This is a genomic window from Pseudomonas sp. (genome assembly GCF_050739655.1).
Lineage (GTDB): Bacteria > Pseudomonadota > Gammaproteobacteria > Pseudomonadales > Pseudomonadaceae > Aquipseudomonas.
The window spans coordinates 1-15,329 of the sequence record NZ_JBOIBY010000200.1 but is presented as its reverse complement, the minus strand read 5'-3'; the positions used below and the strand labels follow the sequence as shown (position 1 = coordinate 15,329).

The 15,329-nt window shown below is 58.2% G+C and carries 13 protein-coding genes and 1 pseudogene; 11 read left to right on the top strand and 3 right to left on the bottom strand.

The features are described from left to right. Positions 1-125, bottom strand: a pseudogene (locus ACRESJ_RS09595) (ribosome biogenesis GTP-binding protein YihA/YsxC); the annotation flags it as partial. Positions 126-316: 191 nt separating this feature from the next. Here ACRESJ_RS09595 and ACRESJ_RS09590 point away from each other — a divergent pair. The 7 genes from ACRESJ_RS09590 (at position 317) to ACRESJ_RS09560 (ending at position 7,625) form a co-directional block, all read left to right on the top strand. After that, the gene (locus ACRESJ_RS09590; RefSeq protein ID WP_007947948.1) at positions 317-607 is read left to right on the top strand and encodes a c-type cytochrome; all 291 of its coding nucleotides are present in this window, start codon (positions 317-319) and stop codon (positions 605-607) included. Positions 608-653: 46 nt separating this feature from the next. After that, on the top strand, positions 654-1,283 hold the full coding sequence (locus ACRESJ_RS09585) for a c-type cytochrome (protein WP_431757699.1): 630 nt from the start codon (positions 654-656) through the stop codon (positions 1,281-1,283). A gap of 200 nt (positions 1,284-1,483) precedes the next feature. Continuing rightward, on the top strand, positions 1,484-2,125 hold the full coding sequence (locus ACRESJ_RS09580; RefSeq protein ID WP_431757698.1) for a thiol:disulfide interchange protein DsbA/DsbL: 642 nt from the start codon (positions 1,484-1,486) through the stop codon (positions 2,123-2,125). A 15-nt stretch (positions 2,126-2,140) separates the two neighbouring features. Next, positions 2,141-3,019, top strand: a complete 879-nt coding sequence (locus tag ACRESJ_RS09575) for an endonuclease/exonuclease/phosphatase family protein (protein ID WP_431757697.1) — start codon at positions 2,141-2,143, stop codon at positions 3,017-3,019. After that, positions 3,016-5,055, top strand: coding sequence for a diguanylate cyclase (locus tag ACRESJ_RS09570; RefSeq protein ID WP_431757696.1), 2,040 nt, complete (start codon positions 3,016-3,018; stop codon positions 5,053-5,055). The genes ACRESJ_RS09575 and ACRESJ_RS09570 overlap by 4 nt, the downstream gene beginning before the upstream one ends. 102 nt (positions 5,056-5,157) lie before the next feature. After that, positions 5,158-5,937, top strand: a complete 780-nt coding sequence (locus ACRESJ_RS09565) for an N-acetylmuramoyl-L-alanine amidase (RefSeq protein ID WP_431757695.1) — start codon at positions 5,158-5,160, stop codon at positions 5,935-5,937. Between the two features lie 74 nt (positions 5,938-6,011). After that, the gene (locus tag ACRESJ_RS09560) at positions 6,012-7,625 is read left to right on the top strand and encodes an EAL domain-containing protein (protein ID WP_431757694.1); all 1,614 of its coding nucleotides are present in this window, start codon (positions 6,012-6,014) and stop codon (positions 7,623-7,625) included. A 5-nt stretch (positions 7,626-7,630) separates the two neighbouring features. On the opposite strand, the gene ACRESJ_RS09555 is transcribed toward ACRESJ_RS09560, so the two are convergent. Both ACRESJ_RS09555 and algB read right to left on the bottom strand, forming a co-directional pair. Beyond that, entirely contained in the window at positions 7,631-9,421 is a 1,791-nt protein-coding gene (locus ACRESJ_RS09555) for a KinB sensor domain-containing domain (protein ID WP_431757693.1), read from the bottom strand. Between the two features lie 10 nt (positions 9,422-9,431). Further along, on the bottom strand, positions 9,432-10,778 hold the full coding sequence (gene algB / locus ACRESJ_RS09550) for a sigma-54-dependent response regulator transcription factor AlgB (RefSeq protein ID WP_431757692.1): 1,347 nt from the start codon (positions 10,776-10,778) through the stop codon (positions 9,432-9,434). A gap of 382 nt (positions 10,779-11,160) precedes the next feature. Between algB and ACRESJ_RS09545 the strand changes: the two genes are divergently transcribed. From ACRESJ_RS09545 to ACRESJ_RS09530, 4 genes are all read left to right on the top strand, one after another. Continuing rightward, positions 11,161-11,439 carry a hypothetical protein gene (locus tag ACRESJ_RS09545; protein ID WP_431757691.1) on the top strand — a complete coding sequence of 93 codons (279 nt, stop codon included), beginning with the start codon at positions 11,161-11,163 and terminating at the stop codon, positions 11,437-11,439. 72 nt (positions 11,440-11,511) lie between these two features. After that, entirely contained in the window at positions 11,512-11,676 is a 165-nt protein-coding gene (locus ACRESJ_RS09540; protein WP_003170804.1) for a DUF1328 domain-containing protein, read from the top strand. 781 nt (positions 11,677-12,457) lie between these two features. Continuing rightward, entirely contained in the window at positions 12,458-13,789 is a 1,332-nt protein-coding gene (gene gltP, locus ACRESJ_RS09535) for a glutamate/aspartate:proton symporter GltP (protein ID WP_431757690.1), read from the top strand. Between the two features lie 214 nt (positions 13,790-14,003). Next, entirely contained in the window at positions 14,004-15,233 is a 1,230-nt protein-coding gene (locus tag ACRESJ_RS09530; protein WP_431757689.1) for a nucleoside recognition domain-containing protein, read from the top strand. Positions 15,234-15,329: the final 96 nt, after the last annotated feature.

Here is a 15,329-nt window from a genome sequence, read left to right as displayed (position 1 = left end):
GCGTTGGAACGCCCGGCGAAGGCGACTTCGAAGCCCTCGTCATCCGGACATTGGTCGACTTTGGCGGCGCTGAGCATGAAGGTGGACTGTTGGCACAGACCGAGGATGGGATTCTTGAGTTGCATGGGATTTCCGATGTGGGCGGCGCCTGGAATGGGCCCGGCAAGCAGTGTCGCTTCCGTTTCAGTGACGCCAGTATATAATGCCGCAGATTTTGTGTGCGCTTTGTCCCAACGCAGGATGAAGTTCACGGGAGCGATAGACCTTGATTGCGCATTAGAACGCAGAACGCTCTCAACCCTGAAAAGGTCGTTTTATGACGAAATGGCTGCTAGCTGCCGGTGTCCTGATGCCGCTTTACAGCGCTCAGGCTACACAGGATCCGGAAGCTGTGTACAACCGTGTTTGTGGTGCCTGTCATTCCGGCCAACTACCCATGGCGCCCCAAAAGGGCGATCAGGAAGCTTGGACGCCGAGGTTGGCGAAAGGTATGGAAACGCTGGTGCAACACGTGACCCAGGGTTTCAAGGCGATGCCGCCGCGTGGTTTGTGCATGGACTGCAGTGCCGAGGATTACCAAGCCATCATCCAATGGATGAGCGAGTAAACCCGGTCCATAACTCTTTAACCCTTAGCCGTAGTTGGATTAGCTGATGAACAAACTGATCGTGAGTCTGCTGTTGACCGTGGGGATCTCCGGCGCTGCCTATGCCGCAGGTGAGCCAGTAAAACCTGGCGATGCAGCCGCAGGCCAGGCAAAGGCCGCCGTCTGTGGCGCCTGCCACGGCCCGGATGGCAACAGCATGGCGCCTAATTTTCCAAAGCTGGCCGGCCAAGGTGAACGCTACCTGACCAAGCAGCTGCACGACATCAAGTCGGGCAAGCGCACCGTTCTGGAAATGACCGGCCTGCTGACCAACCTGAGCGATCAGGACCTGGCGGACATCGCCGCTTACTTCGCCAGCCAGAAAGGCAGCGTCGGTGCAGCCGACCCTAAAGTCGTGGCGCGTGGTGAAGCCCTGTTCCGAGGCGGTGACCTGGCCAAGGGCATGCCAGCCTGCACCGGTTGCCATTCGCCAAATGGCGCGGGCAACGCCGCTGCCGGCTTCCCGCACCTGGGCGGCCAACACGCTCAATACGTTACCAAGCAACTGACCGACTTCCGCAAGGAAGAAGGTGGCCGGAACAACGACGGCGACAGTAAACCAATGCAAAGTATTGCCAAGAAGATGAGCGATGAAGACATCGCTGCAGTGTCCAGCTACATTCAGGGCCTGCACTAAGGCCGACGAATCGGGCGCTACGCAAGGCATGGATCTCTTGCAACGTTAACGCTCGATTAATCCGCCGCAGCAAGTATAAAAAGGGTGGCTTTGGCCGCCCTTTTTTGTGGCCGCTGCCGTTACACTACAGAACTCAGGCCCGCTGAGACCCGTCTGAAGACAGGCCGCGCGAGGCGATAAAATTTGTCCAGGAGTAAAGCATGCGTAATCTGATCATCAGCGCCGTTTTTGCCGCTGCCAGCCTGTTCGGCATGACTGCCCAGGCCGCCGAAACCCCTGCCGCCCCTTATGTCGAGTTGAGCAATCCGGTTCCGGTCGCTGTTCCAGGCAAGATCGAAGTGGTGGAGCTGTTCTGGTACGGCTGCCCGCACTGCTACGCATTCGAGCCGGTGATCAACCCTTGGGTCGAGAAGCTGCCATCGGATGTTAACTTCGTTCGTATCCCTGCCATGTTCGGTGGCCCGTGGAACGCCCACGGCCAGATGTTCCTGACCCTGGAAGCCATGGGTGTTGAACACAAGGTCCACGCTGCCGTGTTCGAAGCCATCCAGAAAGAACACAAGAAACTGACCGACAAGAATGACATGGCGGACTTCCTGGCCACCCAGGGCGTCGACAAGGACAAGTTCCTGGCCACTTTTGACTCCTTCGCCATCAAGGGCCAGATCGTCAAGGCCACTGACCTGGCCAAAAAATATGAAATCACCGGCGTTCCAACCTTGATCGTCAACGGCAAGTACCGCTTCGATGTGGGCTCTGCCGGTGGTGCCGAGCAAGCCTTGCAACTGGCCGACAAACTGATCGAAAAAGAGCGAGCGGCTAACAAGGCTGCCGCCAACTAAGCGTGAGCCACTGCCATGCGCCGCTGGGGTACTGAACGCGTCGTTGGCCTGCATGATCCGCGGGTCAACGAGCACCACCTGGAATCGACGGGCCTGCCCGCAGACAGCCGTTTGCGTTTGCTCAGTTTCAATATTCAGGTCGGTATCAGTACCGAGCGTTACAGGCATTACCTGACCCGCGGCTGGCAACATCTGCTGCCGCATACGGGGCGTGCCGATAATCTGCAAAAGATCGGCAATCTGCTGGGAGACTTCGATCTGGTCGCCTTGCAGGAAGCTGATGGCGGTAGCCTGCGTTCAGGCTACGTCAATCAAGTCGAACACCTGGCCCACCTCGGCGCCTTCCCTTACTGGTATCAACAACTCAATCGCAACCTCGGTCGCCTCGGCCAGCACAGCAATGGCGTGCTCAGCCGACTGCGTCCGTGGGCGATCGAAGATCATCCGCTGCCGGGGCCGAAAGGTCGCGGGGCGATTCTGGTGCGCTTCGGCGAAGGCCCGGAAGCCATGGTGGTGGTGATGATGCATCTGGCCCTGGGCGCACGCACACGCAGCCTGCAACTGGCCTACATCCGCGAAGTCATCGACGGGTATAAACATCAGGTCTTGATGGGGGATATGAATACCCATGCCAGTGACCTGCTGCAAAACTCTCCATTGCGTGACCTTGGCTTGCTCGCCCCGCAACTGGAAGCGACATTCCCCAGCTGGCGCCCGCAGCGCTGTCTGGACCATATTCTGCTGAGCCCGTCCCTGACCCTTGAGAAGGTCGAGGTACTGGCTCAACCCATTTCCGATCACCTGCCGGTCGCGGTAGAGATTCGTCTGCCGGGTTCGCTCACGGCCGATGCATTGCCCGCGTTGAGTCCTGCCCATCGCGGATCCCATGAATGAGCGACGAAACACAGCGCTGGAAAGAGAAGTACCTCAAAAGCATCGAACAACAGGAAAAGCTCGAACGTCGCTGGGACGCCCGGCTCGACCTGCTGCGTCGTGGGCTCGTGCGCAGTACGCTGGCGGCAGAAGGCACCGACCGCACCGTTGATCAATGCATGAAGGAAATGCGTGAAGTCGTGCGCACCGACGATATGGACGCTGGCCTGGCCGCCCTGCTCCCGCGCTTGGAAAAAGCCGTGCTCGACTCCGAGCAGCGTCGGGAAACCCGGATCAATCAGACCAGCGCGGCGCTGACGGCGCTGGTCACTCAACTGCAAACATTGCCATTGCCGCGGGAGGTGAGACGCCCGCTAAAGAATTTCGCCAAACAATTGGACAGTCGTGTCAGCCAGGCCCGCGAAATTCCGTTGCTGCTCAGCGAGCTGAGCGGCTTGCAAGGCAAAGCCTTGGGCCAGTTGGAGCGCCCCGCAGAACCCGAACGCCCCGGCCTGTTGCAACGTCTGTTCGGTCACCGCGAAGCCGATGAGGCAACTCCACAGCTCGCCAATGCGTCTGCGCCAGATACTTTCGCACCACCTGCCGAGCCCGATTCGGCGCCACCTGCTACCGCAGCCGCACAAGCCACCAGCGAACCCCCATCCACCGCCGCTCAGGCGTACGTGGAGCCTGCGATCGAATCCACCTCCGCCAGCGAGCCACAGACGACCCAGATATCACCTGACGCTGAGGAACCCGGCACCATTGCGTCGCCCGTTGAATCGCAACAATCGCCACAGGTGCATAACACTGATGTTGAAGACCCGTCCGAAGAACCGACAGACTTCATCATTGAGTCAGCACCTCAAGCTGAGGCGGCAATCAATCCCGACGAGCTGATCCCTGCACCGCTGGCCGACATCCCGTCACAGCCTTCGGTCGAACCAGCAGTCGATCCGCAATTGGTCGGGCACGACATGTTTTACGCGCTGCCGGACTCGCCCGAGCCGTCCTACAGTTCGGTGGCCAAACACATTGAAGAAACGCTTCTCGGCCTGCTCGACGATCTCACGCTACCCGAGCGCCATCGCCCACAAGCGGAGTCGATGCGCGACCGGTTGAAAAATGGCTTGAACTGGTACGAACTGCTGCCGATCCTCGACGATCTGGCGACCTTGATGCTGGCGATCTCCGACAGCGGTCAGCATGAGTTCGAGGTGTATTTACAACGTCTCAACGAACGGCTCGAGTCATTCCAGAGCAACCTGCAAGCTGCCAGTGCCGATCATGCCGACAGCCGTTCTGCAGCCCATGCGCTGGATACGCAAATCCGCGAACAAGTCGACGGTCTGCAAAACAGCATGCACGAGGCATCGGATCTGGATGACCTCAAGCACGTTCTGGAAAACCATCTGGAAGGCTTGCTCGGCACCATGGACGAGCACCGCAAGCAGCGCGACGAGCGCGAGCGAGAGGTGGCCTCACGCCTGCAAAGCCTGGCCGAGCGGGTTGCCCACATGGAGCAGGAGGCCTTGGGCTTTCGCGAGCACCTTGAAGAGCAGCGCCAAAAAGCCTTGATCGACCCGCTGACCGGTTTGCCCAACCGGGCAGCCTGGAGCGAAAGACTGGAACACGAAATCGGCCAGTGGCAGCAGCACGGTAATACGCTGATGCTGGCCATGCTTGATCTTGATCACTTCAAACGCATCAACGATAACTACGGTCACCTGGCGGGTGACAAAGTGCTGAAAATCATCGCTACGGTGCTGCGTAAGCGTCTGCGGGGGACGGACTTCATTGCCCGGTTCGGTGGCGAAGAATTTGTCCTTCTGCTGCCGTCCACAGTGCCGGCCGCCGGCAAGAAACTGCTGGAGCACCTGCGAACGTCCATTGAAGCCTGCCCGTTCCATTTCAAGGGAGAGCGGGTGACGATCACGATTTCCATGGGACTCACAGCATTCAAACCCGGCGAGCATAGCGATCTTGTGATCAAAAGAGCCGATCAGGCGCTATATCGCGCAAAAAATGGCGGACGAAACCGGGTGGAACTGGGCTGACACCAATTGTTCCATTTTGTTTAAATCGTCGCGATTGGCCGCCGCGCGCAAGGCAGTACGTTACACTGTTGCATTACTGTCTTGCGTGTATCGCCTTCCGCCATGAAATATTTTGTCCTAATCCTGTCGTTCATATTGCTGGCCGGTTGCGCCAGCGGCCCCCGTTTCAATACCAGTCATCCATCGGCCAACCACGACAGCCGCATCCAGTTTGTCGTGCTGCATTACACCACCGCATCGATGGAGCGCTCGCTGCAATTGCTGACCCACGGCGAAGTCAGCAGCCACTATCTGATCGGCGACGACAAGAACGCTACCATTTACAAACTCATGGACGAAAACCTGCGGGCCTGGCACGCGGGGGAAAGCCAATGGCAAGGCCGCACCTGGCTGAACTCAAGCTCCATCGGTATTGAAATCGTTAATCCTGGCTTCAAGGACTCCCCGTCCGGGCGCCTCTGGTATCCCTACTCCGAAGCACAGGTCCAGTCATTGATCGTCCTGCTCAAGGACATCAGCAAGCGCTACAACATCAGCCCTCGCAGCATCATCGGCCACAGCGATATCGCCCCGCTGCGCAAGCTTGATCCGGGGCCGCTGTTCCCCTGGAAACGTTTGGCCACCGAAGGTATTGGCATTTGGCCAAACGAACAGGCCGTAGCCCGGCAACAAGCGCTGTTCGATGCACAACTGCCAAGCATTTCCTGGTTCCAGTCGCAGCTGGCACGCATGGGGTACGAAACGCCGCAGACCGGTGAACTGGACGTTGCAACGCGCCATGTCATCGCCGCCTTTCAGATGCATTTCCGCCCGTCCCGCTTCGATGGCACGCCGGATGCGCAAACGGCAGCACTGCTTCAGGTGTTGAACCAGACAAAATAATGACGCTCGCCCGACGGTGAGCACGATTCCCAATCAGCAGCTATAACTCATTGGTAATTCGTCGGATATCCCACATGCCCGTTGCTCGAGCGACCTTCCGTAGCTGGTTCTATCGCCCTTGGTTTTTGGCGATGCTTGCTGCTGTCTTGAGTGCAACATTGATGATGACTGGCAGTTATTTTGTCGCCATCCATCAGGTCAAACAGCACGAAAGCTCGGAAATGAACGCTCAGGGCGAACGTTTTCTCGCCCGCCTGGAACAGCTTTTCGGCCAATTGCGCGAGAGCCTCGACGATCTGGAAGCCCAACCGCTGAGAAGTTGCGATGACGAAATGATCGCTACCTTGCAGCAGGTCAGTTTCAACTATCGGTTCGTGTACGAAGCGGCCTACATGGACGCTTCGCGGATCTGCTCCAATCGCCCGCGCCAGGTAGGCTTGTCCCTGACTCGGCCAGCGGACATCAAAGGCCCGGTCTACAGCTATTGGCTCAACACCACCACCGAACCCGATGAAAATCGCGCCGCCCTGATGCTCGGCCGCGGCAACTTCCGGGTCGCGACCTCTCGCGGACATTTGACCGACATGGTTGACCTGTCACCCGGCAGCAGTCTTTTGGTCATTCTCGACCGAGGCACACGGGCGATTCCCGTACTGGGCGCTCCGCAATCCTGGCCACCCTCCGAAGCCTGGCCACCGAAAAATCGCGAAGCGTTGCAAATCACGCAAAGACGCCTGATTTATCGCATGCCCACCGATAACCCGGAGTACCAACTGGTGCTCATCAGTCCGCGCAGCGGTACACCTATCCCGCCGGTCTGGTGGTGGTTGCTGCCGGTCTGTCTGCTGCTGGCATCTTGTGTAGGTTTTCTGGTGTTTCTGCTGGTGCGCCAACGCCAGTCGCTGGATGCCGAGCTGACCGGCGCTATACGCCGGGGTGAACTCCAGGTCTTGTATCAACCGATCTTCGATCTCGACAGCCGCAATTGCGTCGGGGCCGAAGCCTTGCTGCGCTGGCGAAGGCCGGATGGCACCCTCACCAGCCCCGACCTGTTCATTCCGATGGCGGAGAACACCGGGCAGATTCGCCAAATGACCGACTTCGTCCTGCAACGCCTGCTTGAACAGTTAGGGCAACTTCTACGGGCCAATCCTCAGCTCTACATCTCGGTCAACCTGGCTGCATGTGATGTGATGGTGCCGCGCATCGGTCAAGTAATGGCGCGCCTGCTGACGCTACACCGGGTCGCGGCCAAGCAAATTGCCTTCGAGGTAACCGAACGGGGCCTGATCGATGTAGTGGTGGCTCGGGAAAACCTGCAAGCGTTGCGCGATGTCGGGCATCAAGTACTGATCGACGATTTCGGCACTGGCTATTGCAGCCTTGCCTACCTGCAAACGCTACCGGTGGATTGCCTGAAAATAGACAAGGCCTTCATCGACGCATTGGGTCACGACGCCGCCAGCAGTGGCGTGGCCCCGCACATCATTCATATGGCGCAATCACTGCATCTGAAGGTGATTGCCGAAGGCATCGAGCATGAATCCCAGGCAGCGCTCCTGAGCAGTGAAGGGGTGAAATTCGGTCAAGGCTGGCTATTCGCCCATGCCTTGAGCGCGGTGCAGTTCATCGAGCTGATTACCCGTGGCCGTCGGTTGACCAACCGGCGCCTGGATGACGAGGCGTAAAGCGCTTATACCGTCAGCGCCATGTAGAACTGAGTGCCCTGCCCCGGCCGCGAATAAACGCCCATCCGGCCACCGTGCAACTGCACGATCTCCTTGCACAGCGCCAGGCCAAGCCCTGCACCGCCTTTTTTGCGGCCCACCTGCACAAAAGGCTCGAAGATCCGCCCCTGCTGCCCGTAAGCAATGCCTTCACCGTTGTCCTCGACGCTAATGATCACCCGGTCGCCGTGGCGCCGCGCCTGCAAGCGGATGAGCCCTCCCGCAGCGGTATGGCGCAGCGCGTTGTCGATCAGATTATCGAGCACCCGATCCAGTTGCGGTTGATCAGCCTGCAAGCGTGGCAGCGGCCCTTGCACCTCGACCAAAAGATCGATGCCCTGCTCTTCAGCGCCGCTGCTGAAGCGATGTTGAGCCTGTTGCAATAAATCCTCGATGGAGCATGGCGCCAGCGTGAGTTTCTGCAGGCCGTTCTGGTAACGCGAAAAATTCAACAAGTCGTTGATCAACTGCATCAAGCGCTGCATTTCTTCGTTTACCGTGTCCAGCAAGTCGGCTTCTCGTGAGTCCTCTGGGAAATGTGCGCGCTCGCGGAACAGCCCGAATGCCATGTGCATGCCAGTGACCGGTGTGCGCAGCTCATGGGAGGCGCGTAACACAAATTCGCTGCGTACGCGTTCGAATGCGCGCTGCTCGGTGACGTCATGCAGCACCATCACCGCACCGAGAATATGGCCCTGGGTGTGGCTCACCGGCGTGAGGCTGTAAGTCAGCAACCGGGTTTCGCCATCGACCTCGACGTTGAGGTCCTCGGGCGCTCGCTCCAGCGTACCGCCGCGCAGCACCAGCTGCAGCTGTTCATCAAGCTCGGGGCGTTGCAGGGCCGCACCAAGGCCTTGCCCGAGTCGATCCCTTTCCCAGCCCAATTGACGCTGGGCCACAGGGTTGAGGTGTTCCAGACGGCCTTGGCGGTCGATCATCAGCAAGCCGTCGTCGATGCTGTCGAGTACGGCCTGCAGACGTTGCTGGCCAGCCAGCAGTTCATCGACATTGGTGGCCTGATGTTGACGCAATGCCTCGGCCATCATGCCGAAACGCCGGGTCAGCTGATTCAACTCAACGGCGGAAGAGACCGGTAGCGTGACGTCAAAATTACCCTTGCCGATGTCGTCAGCCGCTTGCGCCAGCGCTTCGATAGGTCCGCCGAAACGCCGGGCAATGGCATGAGCTGTCACGAAACCAATAATCAACACCGCCAACCCGACCAACCCGAGCAGGCCGGCAATCAGCAGTGCGCGCTCACGGGCCTGGCGCTCGTTCGCACCTATATTATCCAGGGCGCGCTTGTGCTCATTGATCAAACCATTGCGCAGCGCGTTGAATTTCTCGGTGAGCTCATCATGACCCGTCAACACGTGGGTCGGATCGGGTGACACTTCGTAGGCCTGAATGAAACTCAGGTAATCGGCCTTCGCTCTTTGGAAACCGTACTCGCTGCCTTCGATCAACGGTTCCTGGGCAATCCCCTCTTCCAACAATTCGAAGTAACGTCGCTTGGACGCTTCGAAGGCTTGGCTATCGGGCTGCTCGCTGAGCATGATGACCAACTGATCACCCAGCGTCTGGCGCAGCTTGAGCCCCAAATCCAGGGTAATAAAGTTGCTGCGCACCAGCGCTTCCTGACTTCCGGCCATCTGCATCACGCTGACCAGCCCGAGCAAAAGCCCGAGCAACGCTACGGTGATCAGCGCGGAAATGCTTAGGAACAGCCGGGTCCGCAACTTCATCGCCAGTTTCATCGATGGCGGCTCACAAGTTGTACTGCTTGCGTTTGCGGTACAGCGTCGATGCGTCGATTCCCAACGTTTTTGCCGCTTGATCCAGCGTGCCGGCGGTGGCGAGGACCGCGCCGATGTGGGCTTTCTCCAGTTCGTCCAAACTCAGCGCTGCGCCAATGCGCGGGGCGTTGTTGACCGTCGCTTCGGCCATGCCCAGGTGGCTGATTTCGACTCGCTCTTGCGGGCAGATAATGCTCGCTCGCTCCACCACGTTGCGCAGTTCGCGAATGTTGCCGGGCCAGCGGTAGCCGAGCATTGCCTCGCGGGCCTCGTCCGTGAATCCCCGCGCCGGGCGTGCGTACTCTTTGACGAAACGCGCCAGAAAGCGATCGGCAAGATTAATGATGTCTTCCCGGCGTTCGCGCAATGGCGGCAAATGCAGGGTGATGACATTCAAGCGATAAAGCAGGTCTTCGCGGAAACGACCGTCGCGAACCATATCTTCAAGATTCTGGTTAGTGGCCGCCAGGATGCGCACATCGGCGCGCCGGGTGACCGGGTCTCCGACCCGCTCGTATTCCTTATCCTGGATAAAACGCAGCAATTTCGGCTGCAAAACCAGCGGAAAATCGCCGATTTCGTCCAGAAACAGCGTGCCGCCATCGGCCTGATTGACCCGTCCCAACGTGCTTTCACTGGCTCCGGTAAACGCACCACGGCTATGACCAAACAGCTCGCTTTCCATCAACTCGGCCGTCAGCGATGGACAGTTGATGGTGATGCAGGACTTTTTGGCGCGTTTACTCCAGCCGTGGATGGCTTGGGACAATTCGCCCTTACCTGTACCGGACTCGCCGAGAATCAAAATATTGGCATCGGTAGCCGCAACCTGACGCGCTGTTTCGAGCACCACTTTCATCGCGGGGCTATGGGAGTCGAGACCATCCTTGGGTTTACGCACCTCGCCTTCCAGGGCTTCCAGACGCGCCGACAGTTGCCGCACTTCCAGTTGCTTGGCAGTGGCAAGGCGCAGTTGATCAGGACTGCAGGGTTTGACCAGATAATCGGCGGCGCCCGCCTGGATCGCGTCCACCGCAGTGTCCACGGCGGAGTGTGCGGTGACGATCACGACTCGCATCCAGGGCGCTTGAACACGCATTTGTGCCAGCACGTCCAAGCCGTTGTCTTCGCCCAGACGCAAATCCAGGAAACACAGGTCGAACACCTGACGCTGCAACAGCGCTTCGGCTTGAGCAGCGCTGTTGGCGGTTGCCACGCTATAGCCTTCATCTTCAAGGCAATAACGGAAAGTACGCAGGATGGCGGACTCATCATCCACTAGAAGAATACGGCCTTGATGCTCCGTAGCTGACTCCATTTTCCTACGCTCCTTAATGAATGATCTTTGATTAGTCCCGGAAAAATCGGGCAAGTTGCATGGTTTTAGTCTGATCCTTTACCGCTATGCCGGGGCAACTATCTATTGCCTACAAAACTCGCGTCCTTTTCTGACACTTACGCCCTCCTTTCAATTCAAAAATATTGCAACGCTCTCAGATCAATCGTGCATTACGCACGACCAAGCATAGAGCCATCGTGCAGGATGCCAACCCGAGCGTTTTCGCAACCGTCACAACCTATTGATTTAATTGTATTTTTTTCATTAAAGAAGCTGGCATGACCACTGCAATATCCTGAGTAACGCAGGGCAAAAACAATCGCCCTCAACCGATTACCCCCCGCGTGGGAGGAGCCTCAGGATGAACCGTCAACGTGCCGCCCATTTACGTCTCTCGCCACTGCTTCTTCAGCAAGGCCTGTTCTGCGTATTTGCGCTGTTGGTCACTCTGATCGCCGGTCAGCAATTGCTGCGCTGGGAACAAAGCCAGCAGCAAGAAGCGCCACGCCTATCGTTTCAACACCCAACCCAAACGCAATTCAGCGCTGCCAATAGCAAGATGACTGATATGCGGATGATGGACGTCGACCAGGCACAGCCTGTGAATGAGATGCCCCGTCAGGAACGGTTCGTTTTCTAACTTCACGAACTTGGCGTGTTCGCTGCGCCGGGACAAGCGGCACCTTTAAATAGAAGAGTAAGGAGAATCACCATGTTGAGCTGGGCAATCACGTTCTTGATCATTGCCATTGTTGCCGCCGTACTGGGCTTCGGTGGTATCGCGGGCACCGCCACGGGTATCGCCAAGATTCTCTTTGTCGTGTTCCTGGTGATGTTCATTGCTTCCTTCTTCTTTGGCCGTCGCGGCCGAGGCTGAACATGAGCCTTCCGTTCCAAGGTATGCAGGACTTGTTAACGGACAAACTCAAGGAAGAGTATTGATTTGGCAACACGAGAGAGAAGCACTGCTTCTTTCCCCCTTGCGCCCACCCGAGGAAGGTCGGTGCATGACCAAGGGGTCGGGACGTTCTGCCTGTTTCAGGGGCGGAGTGACCTACGGGTACAGGGAGTGCCTGCGAAGGGACCGGGTCAGGAAAAGCTGTGACGCAGGTTCGCCGGCCAATCATGGTTCGACGGACTTGCGCAGAGCTTGTATAGGCAAAGTGTTGACCTAGAGCGATGCCCTACACTTCTTCCATCTCCCTTCAAATCCAGACGACTATCGCTGTTAAATACGATCAGCGGCGTCTCGCCTGCGACCGTATATCCAGAAATATCGCCTATCCTCAGTCGTAATTTCTCCGAACGCCCTGTCGAATTTTCCCGAAATCAGCCTGATTTTCAGCTGATCAAAAAACACTCAGCCTGCGCTGTGATGACCGGTTCACGGCACTTATGCCTGCCGAAATGTCGTATTCGAACCGGTTGGGACGCCAGTTTCAGTATAAAAACCTCATGCCGATTCGGCATAGGGTAGGCGTTTACGGCATTAGACGTCGGTTCCTTGCATCGGAATAGTTGCGCCTTTTTTCGCCTGCCAGAGAGCCACTAACAAGCGCTCCGGGGCTCCTTATACGGGGGCAGATGCACTGGTTTTTCGCCACAAGCGATCCAGCTCATGCATCTGCTCGAGTCAAACTGAAGTAAGGGTAAAGAATATGAAGAAGGCAAAGCTTAGCCTCGCCTGGCAGATCCTCATCGGTCTGGTATTGGGGATTGCAATCGGTGCGCTGCTTAACCATTTCAGTGCCGAGAAAGCCTGGTGGATCAGCAACGTCCTGCAACCGGCAGGCGATATCTTTATCCGTCTGATCAAGATGATCGTGATCCCGATCGTTATCTCGTCCTTGATCGTTGGCATCGCCGGCGTCGGTGACGCGAAGAAACTCGGGCGCATCGGCCTGAAAACCATCGTCTACTTCGAAATCGTCACCACCATCGCCATTCTGGTCGGTCTGGTGCTGGCCAACCTGTTCCACCCGGGCTCTGGTATCGACATGAGCACCCTGGGTACCGTGGATATCTCCAAGTACCAGGCCACAGCTGCCGAGGTTCAGCATGAACACGCGTTCATCGAAACCATCCTCAACCTGATTCCATCAAACATCTTCGCGGCCATGGCTCGCGGTGAAATGCTGCCGATCATCTTCTTCTCCGTGCTGTTCGGTCTCGGTCTGTCGAGCCTGCAAGCCGACCTGCGCGAGCCACTGGTGAAGATGTTCCAGGGCGTTTCGGAAAGCATGTTCAAGGTCACTCACATGATCATGAACTACGCCCCGATCGGCGTATTTGCACTGATCGCGGTCACCGTGGCCAACTTCGGCTTCGCCTCCCTGCTGCCGCTGGCCAAACTGGTGATCCTGGTTTACTTCGCTATCGCCTTCTTCGCCTTCGTGGTGCTGGGCCTGATCGCTCGCCTGTTCGGCTTCTCGGTGATCAAGCTGATGCGCATCTTCAAGGATGAGCTGGTACTGGCCTACTCCACCGCCTCCTCCGAAACCGTGCTGCCGCGCGTGATCGAGAAGATGGAAGCCTACGGCGCGCCGAAAGCGATCTGCAGCTTCGTGGTGCCGACCGGTTACTCGTTCAACCTTGATGGTTCGACCCTGTATCAAAGTATCGCGGCCATCTTCATTGCCCAGCTGTACGGCATCGACCTGTCGATCAGCCAGCAACTGCTGTTGGTCCTGACCCTGATGGTCACCTCCAAAGGCATCGCCGGCGTACCGGGCGTGTCCTTCGTGGTGCTGCTGGCTACCCTGGGCAGCGTCGGTATTCCGCTGGAAGGCCTGGCATTCATCGCCGGTGTCGACCGCATCATGGACATGGCGCGTACCGCATTGAACGTGATCGGCAACGCCTTGGCCGTACTGGTAATCGCGCGTTGGGAAGGCATGTACGACGATGCCAAGGGCCAGCGCTACTGGAACTCCCTGCCGCACTGGCGCAGCAAGGAAAAATTGCCGGTTGGTGAAGTTTCCAAAAACTAAGCTTAACCCTATGGTGGCTTTTGTGTGGGAGCCAGCCTGCTGGCGATAGCGGTGTACCAAACAACAGAGATGTTGAATGTACCGGCCTCATCGCCAGCAGGCTGGCTCCCACAGTGATCCGAGTCAGCCGTACCAACAAACCCCGGAGAAATCCGGGGTTTGTCGTTTCTGGCCACCCCGCTATCATTCGCGCATCTTTTGGGGGATTTGACTGATGCTTAATGGCCTGTGGCTTGGCTTCTTCATCGTGGCCGCAATTTCGGCGCTGGCGCAGTGGCTGATCGGTGGCAACGCCGGGATCTTCGCAGCGATGGTGGAAAGCATCTTCGCGATGGCCAAGCTGTCGGTCGAGGTGATGGTGTTGCTGTTTGGCACCCTCACCCTCTGGCTGGGTTTTCTGCGGATCGCCGAGAAAGCCGGGATCGTCGAATGGCTGGCCAAGGCTCTGGGCCCCCTATTCCTGCGCTTGATGCCTGAAGTCCCGCCTGGTCACCCGGCCATCGGCCTGATCACCCTGAACTTCGCCGCCAACGGCCTTGGCCTGGACAACGCCGCAACGCCGATTGGCCTCAAGGCCATGAAGGCCCTACAGGAGCTCAATCCCAGCGCCACCATCGCCAGTAACGCGCAGATCCTGTTTCTGGTGCTCAACGCTTCCTCCCTGACCCTGCTGCCGGTCACGATTTTCATGTACCGCGCCCAGCAAGGCGCCCCCGACCCGACGCTGGTGTTCCTGCCCATCCTGCTGGCCACCAGTTGCTCGACCATCGTCGGCTTTTTAGCGGTGGCCTTCATGCAACGCCTGCGCATCTGGGACCCGGTGGTGCTGGCGTACCTGGTTCCCGGTGCGCTGATCCTCGGTGGCTTCATGGCGTTGCTGGGGACGATGTCGGCCGCGGCATTGGCGGGTTTATCGTCGATCCTCGGCAATTTGACGCTGTTCGGCTTGATCATGCTGTTTCTGATCATCGGCGCGCTGCGCAAAGTGAAGGTCTATGAAGCATTCGTCGAAGGCGCGAAGGAAGGCTTCGACGTGGCGAAGAGTCTGCTGCCGTATCTGGTGGCGATGCTGTGTGCGGTGGGTGTTCTGCGGGCGTCGGGGGCGCTGGATTTCGGCCTGGACGGCATCCGTCATCTGGTTGAATGGGCCGGTTGGGACACGCGTTTCGTCGATGCGCTGCCAACCGCGATGGTCAAACCTTTCTCCGGCAGCGCCGCCCGGGCGATGCTGATTGAAACCATGAAGACATCTGGCGTGGACAGCTTTCCCGCGTTAGTAGCAGCGACGATTCAGGGCAGTACCGAAACGACGTTCTATGTTCTGGCGGTGTACTTTGGCGCGGTAGGCATCCAGCGCGCGCGGCATGCGGTGGGTTGTGCGTTGTTGGCGGAGTTGGCCGGGGTACTGGGCGCTATCGGGGTTTGCTACTGGTTCTTCGGCTAACCACCGACCCTGTGGGAGCGGGCTTGCCCGCGATGAAGCCGGCACATTCAACATTTTTGTCGGCTGACAAACCGCCATCGCGGGCAAGCCCGCTCC

Coding starts and splice junctions, on each gene's coding strand:
- ACRESJ_RS09590 (WP_007947948.1), top strand. CDS start 317: ATGACGAAATGGCTGCTAGCTGCCGGTGTCCTGATGCCGCTTTACAGC.
- ACRESJ_RS09585 (WP_431757699.1), top strand. CDS start 654: ATGAACAAACTGATCGTGAGTCTGCTGTTGACCGTGGGGATCTCCGGC.
- ACRESJ_RS09580 (WP_431757698.1), top strand. CDS start 1,484: ATGCGTAATCTGATCATCAGCGCCGTTTTTGCCGCTGCCAGCCTGTTC.
- ACRESJ_RS09575 (WP_431757697.1), top strand. CDS start 2,141: ATGCGCCGCTGGGGTACTGAACGCGTCGTTGGCCTGCATGATCCGCGG.
- ACRESJ_RS09570 (WP_431757696.1), top strand. CDS start 3,016: ATGAGCGACGAAACACAGCGCTGGAAAGAGAAGTACCTCAAAAGCATC.
- ACRESJ_RS09565 (WP_431757695.1), top strand. CDS start 5,158: ATGAAATATTTTGTCCTAATCCTGTCGTTCATATTGCTGGCCGGTTGC.
- ACRESJ_RS09560 (WP_431757694.1), top strand. CDS start 6,012: ATGCCCGTTGCTCGAGCGACCTTCCGTAGCTGGTTCTATCGCCCTTGG.
- ACRESJ_RS09555 (WP_431757693.1), bottom strand. CDS start 9,421: ATGAAACTGGCGATGAAGTTGCGGACCCGGCTGTTCCTAAGCATTTCC.
- algB (WP_431757692.1), bottom strand. CDS start 10,778: ATGGAGTCAGCTACGGAGCATCAAGGCCGTATTCTTCTAGTGGATGAT.
- ACRESJ_RS09545 (WP_431757691.1), top strand. CDS start 11,161: ATGAACCGTCAACGTGCCGCCCATTTACGTCTCTCGCCACTGCTTCTT.
- ACRESJ_RS09540 (WP_003170804.1), top strand. CDS start 11,512: ATGTTGAGCTGGGCAATCACGTTCTTGATCATTGCCATTGTTGCCGCC.
- gltP (WP_431757690.1), top strand. CDS start 12,458: ATGAAGAAGGCAAAGCTTAGCCTCGCCTGGCAGATCCTCATCGGTCTG.
- ACRESJ_RS09530 (WP_431757689.1), top strand. CDS start 14,004: ATGCTTAATGGCCTGTGGCTTGGCTTCTTCATCGTGGCCGCAATTTCG.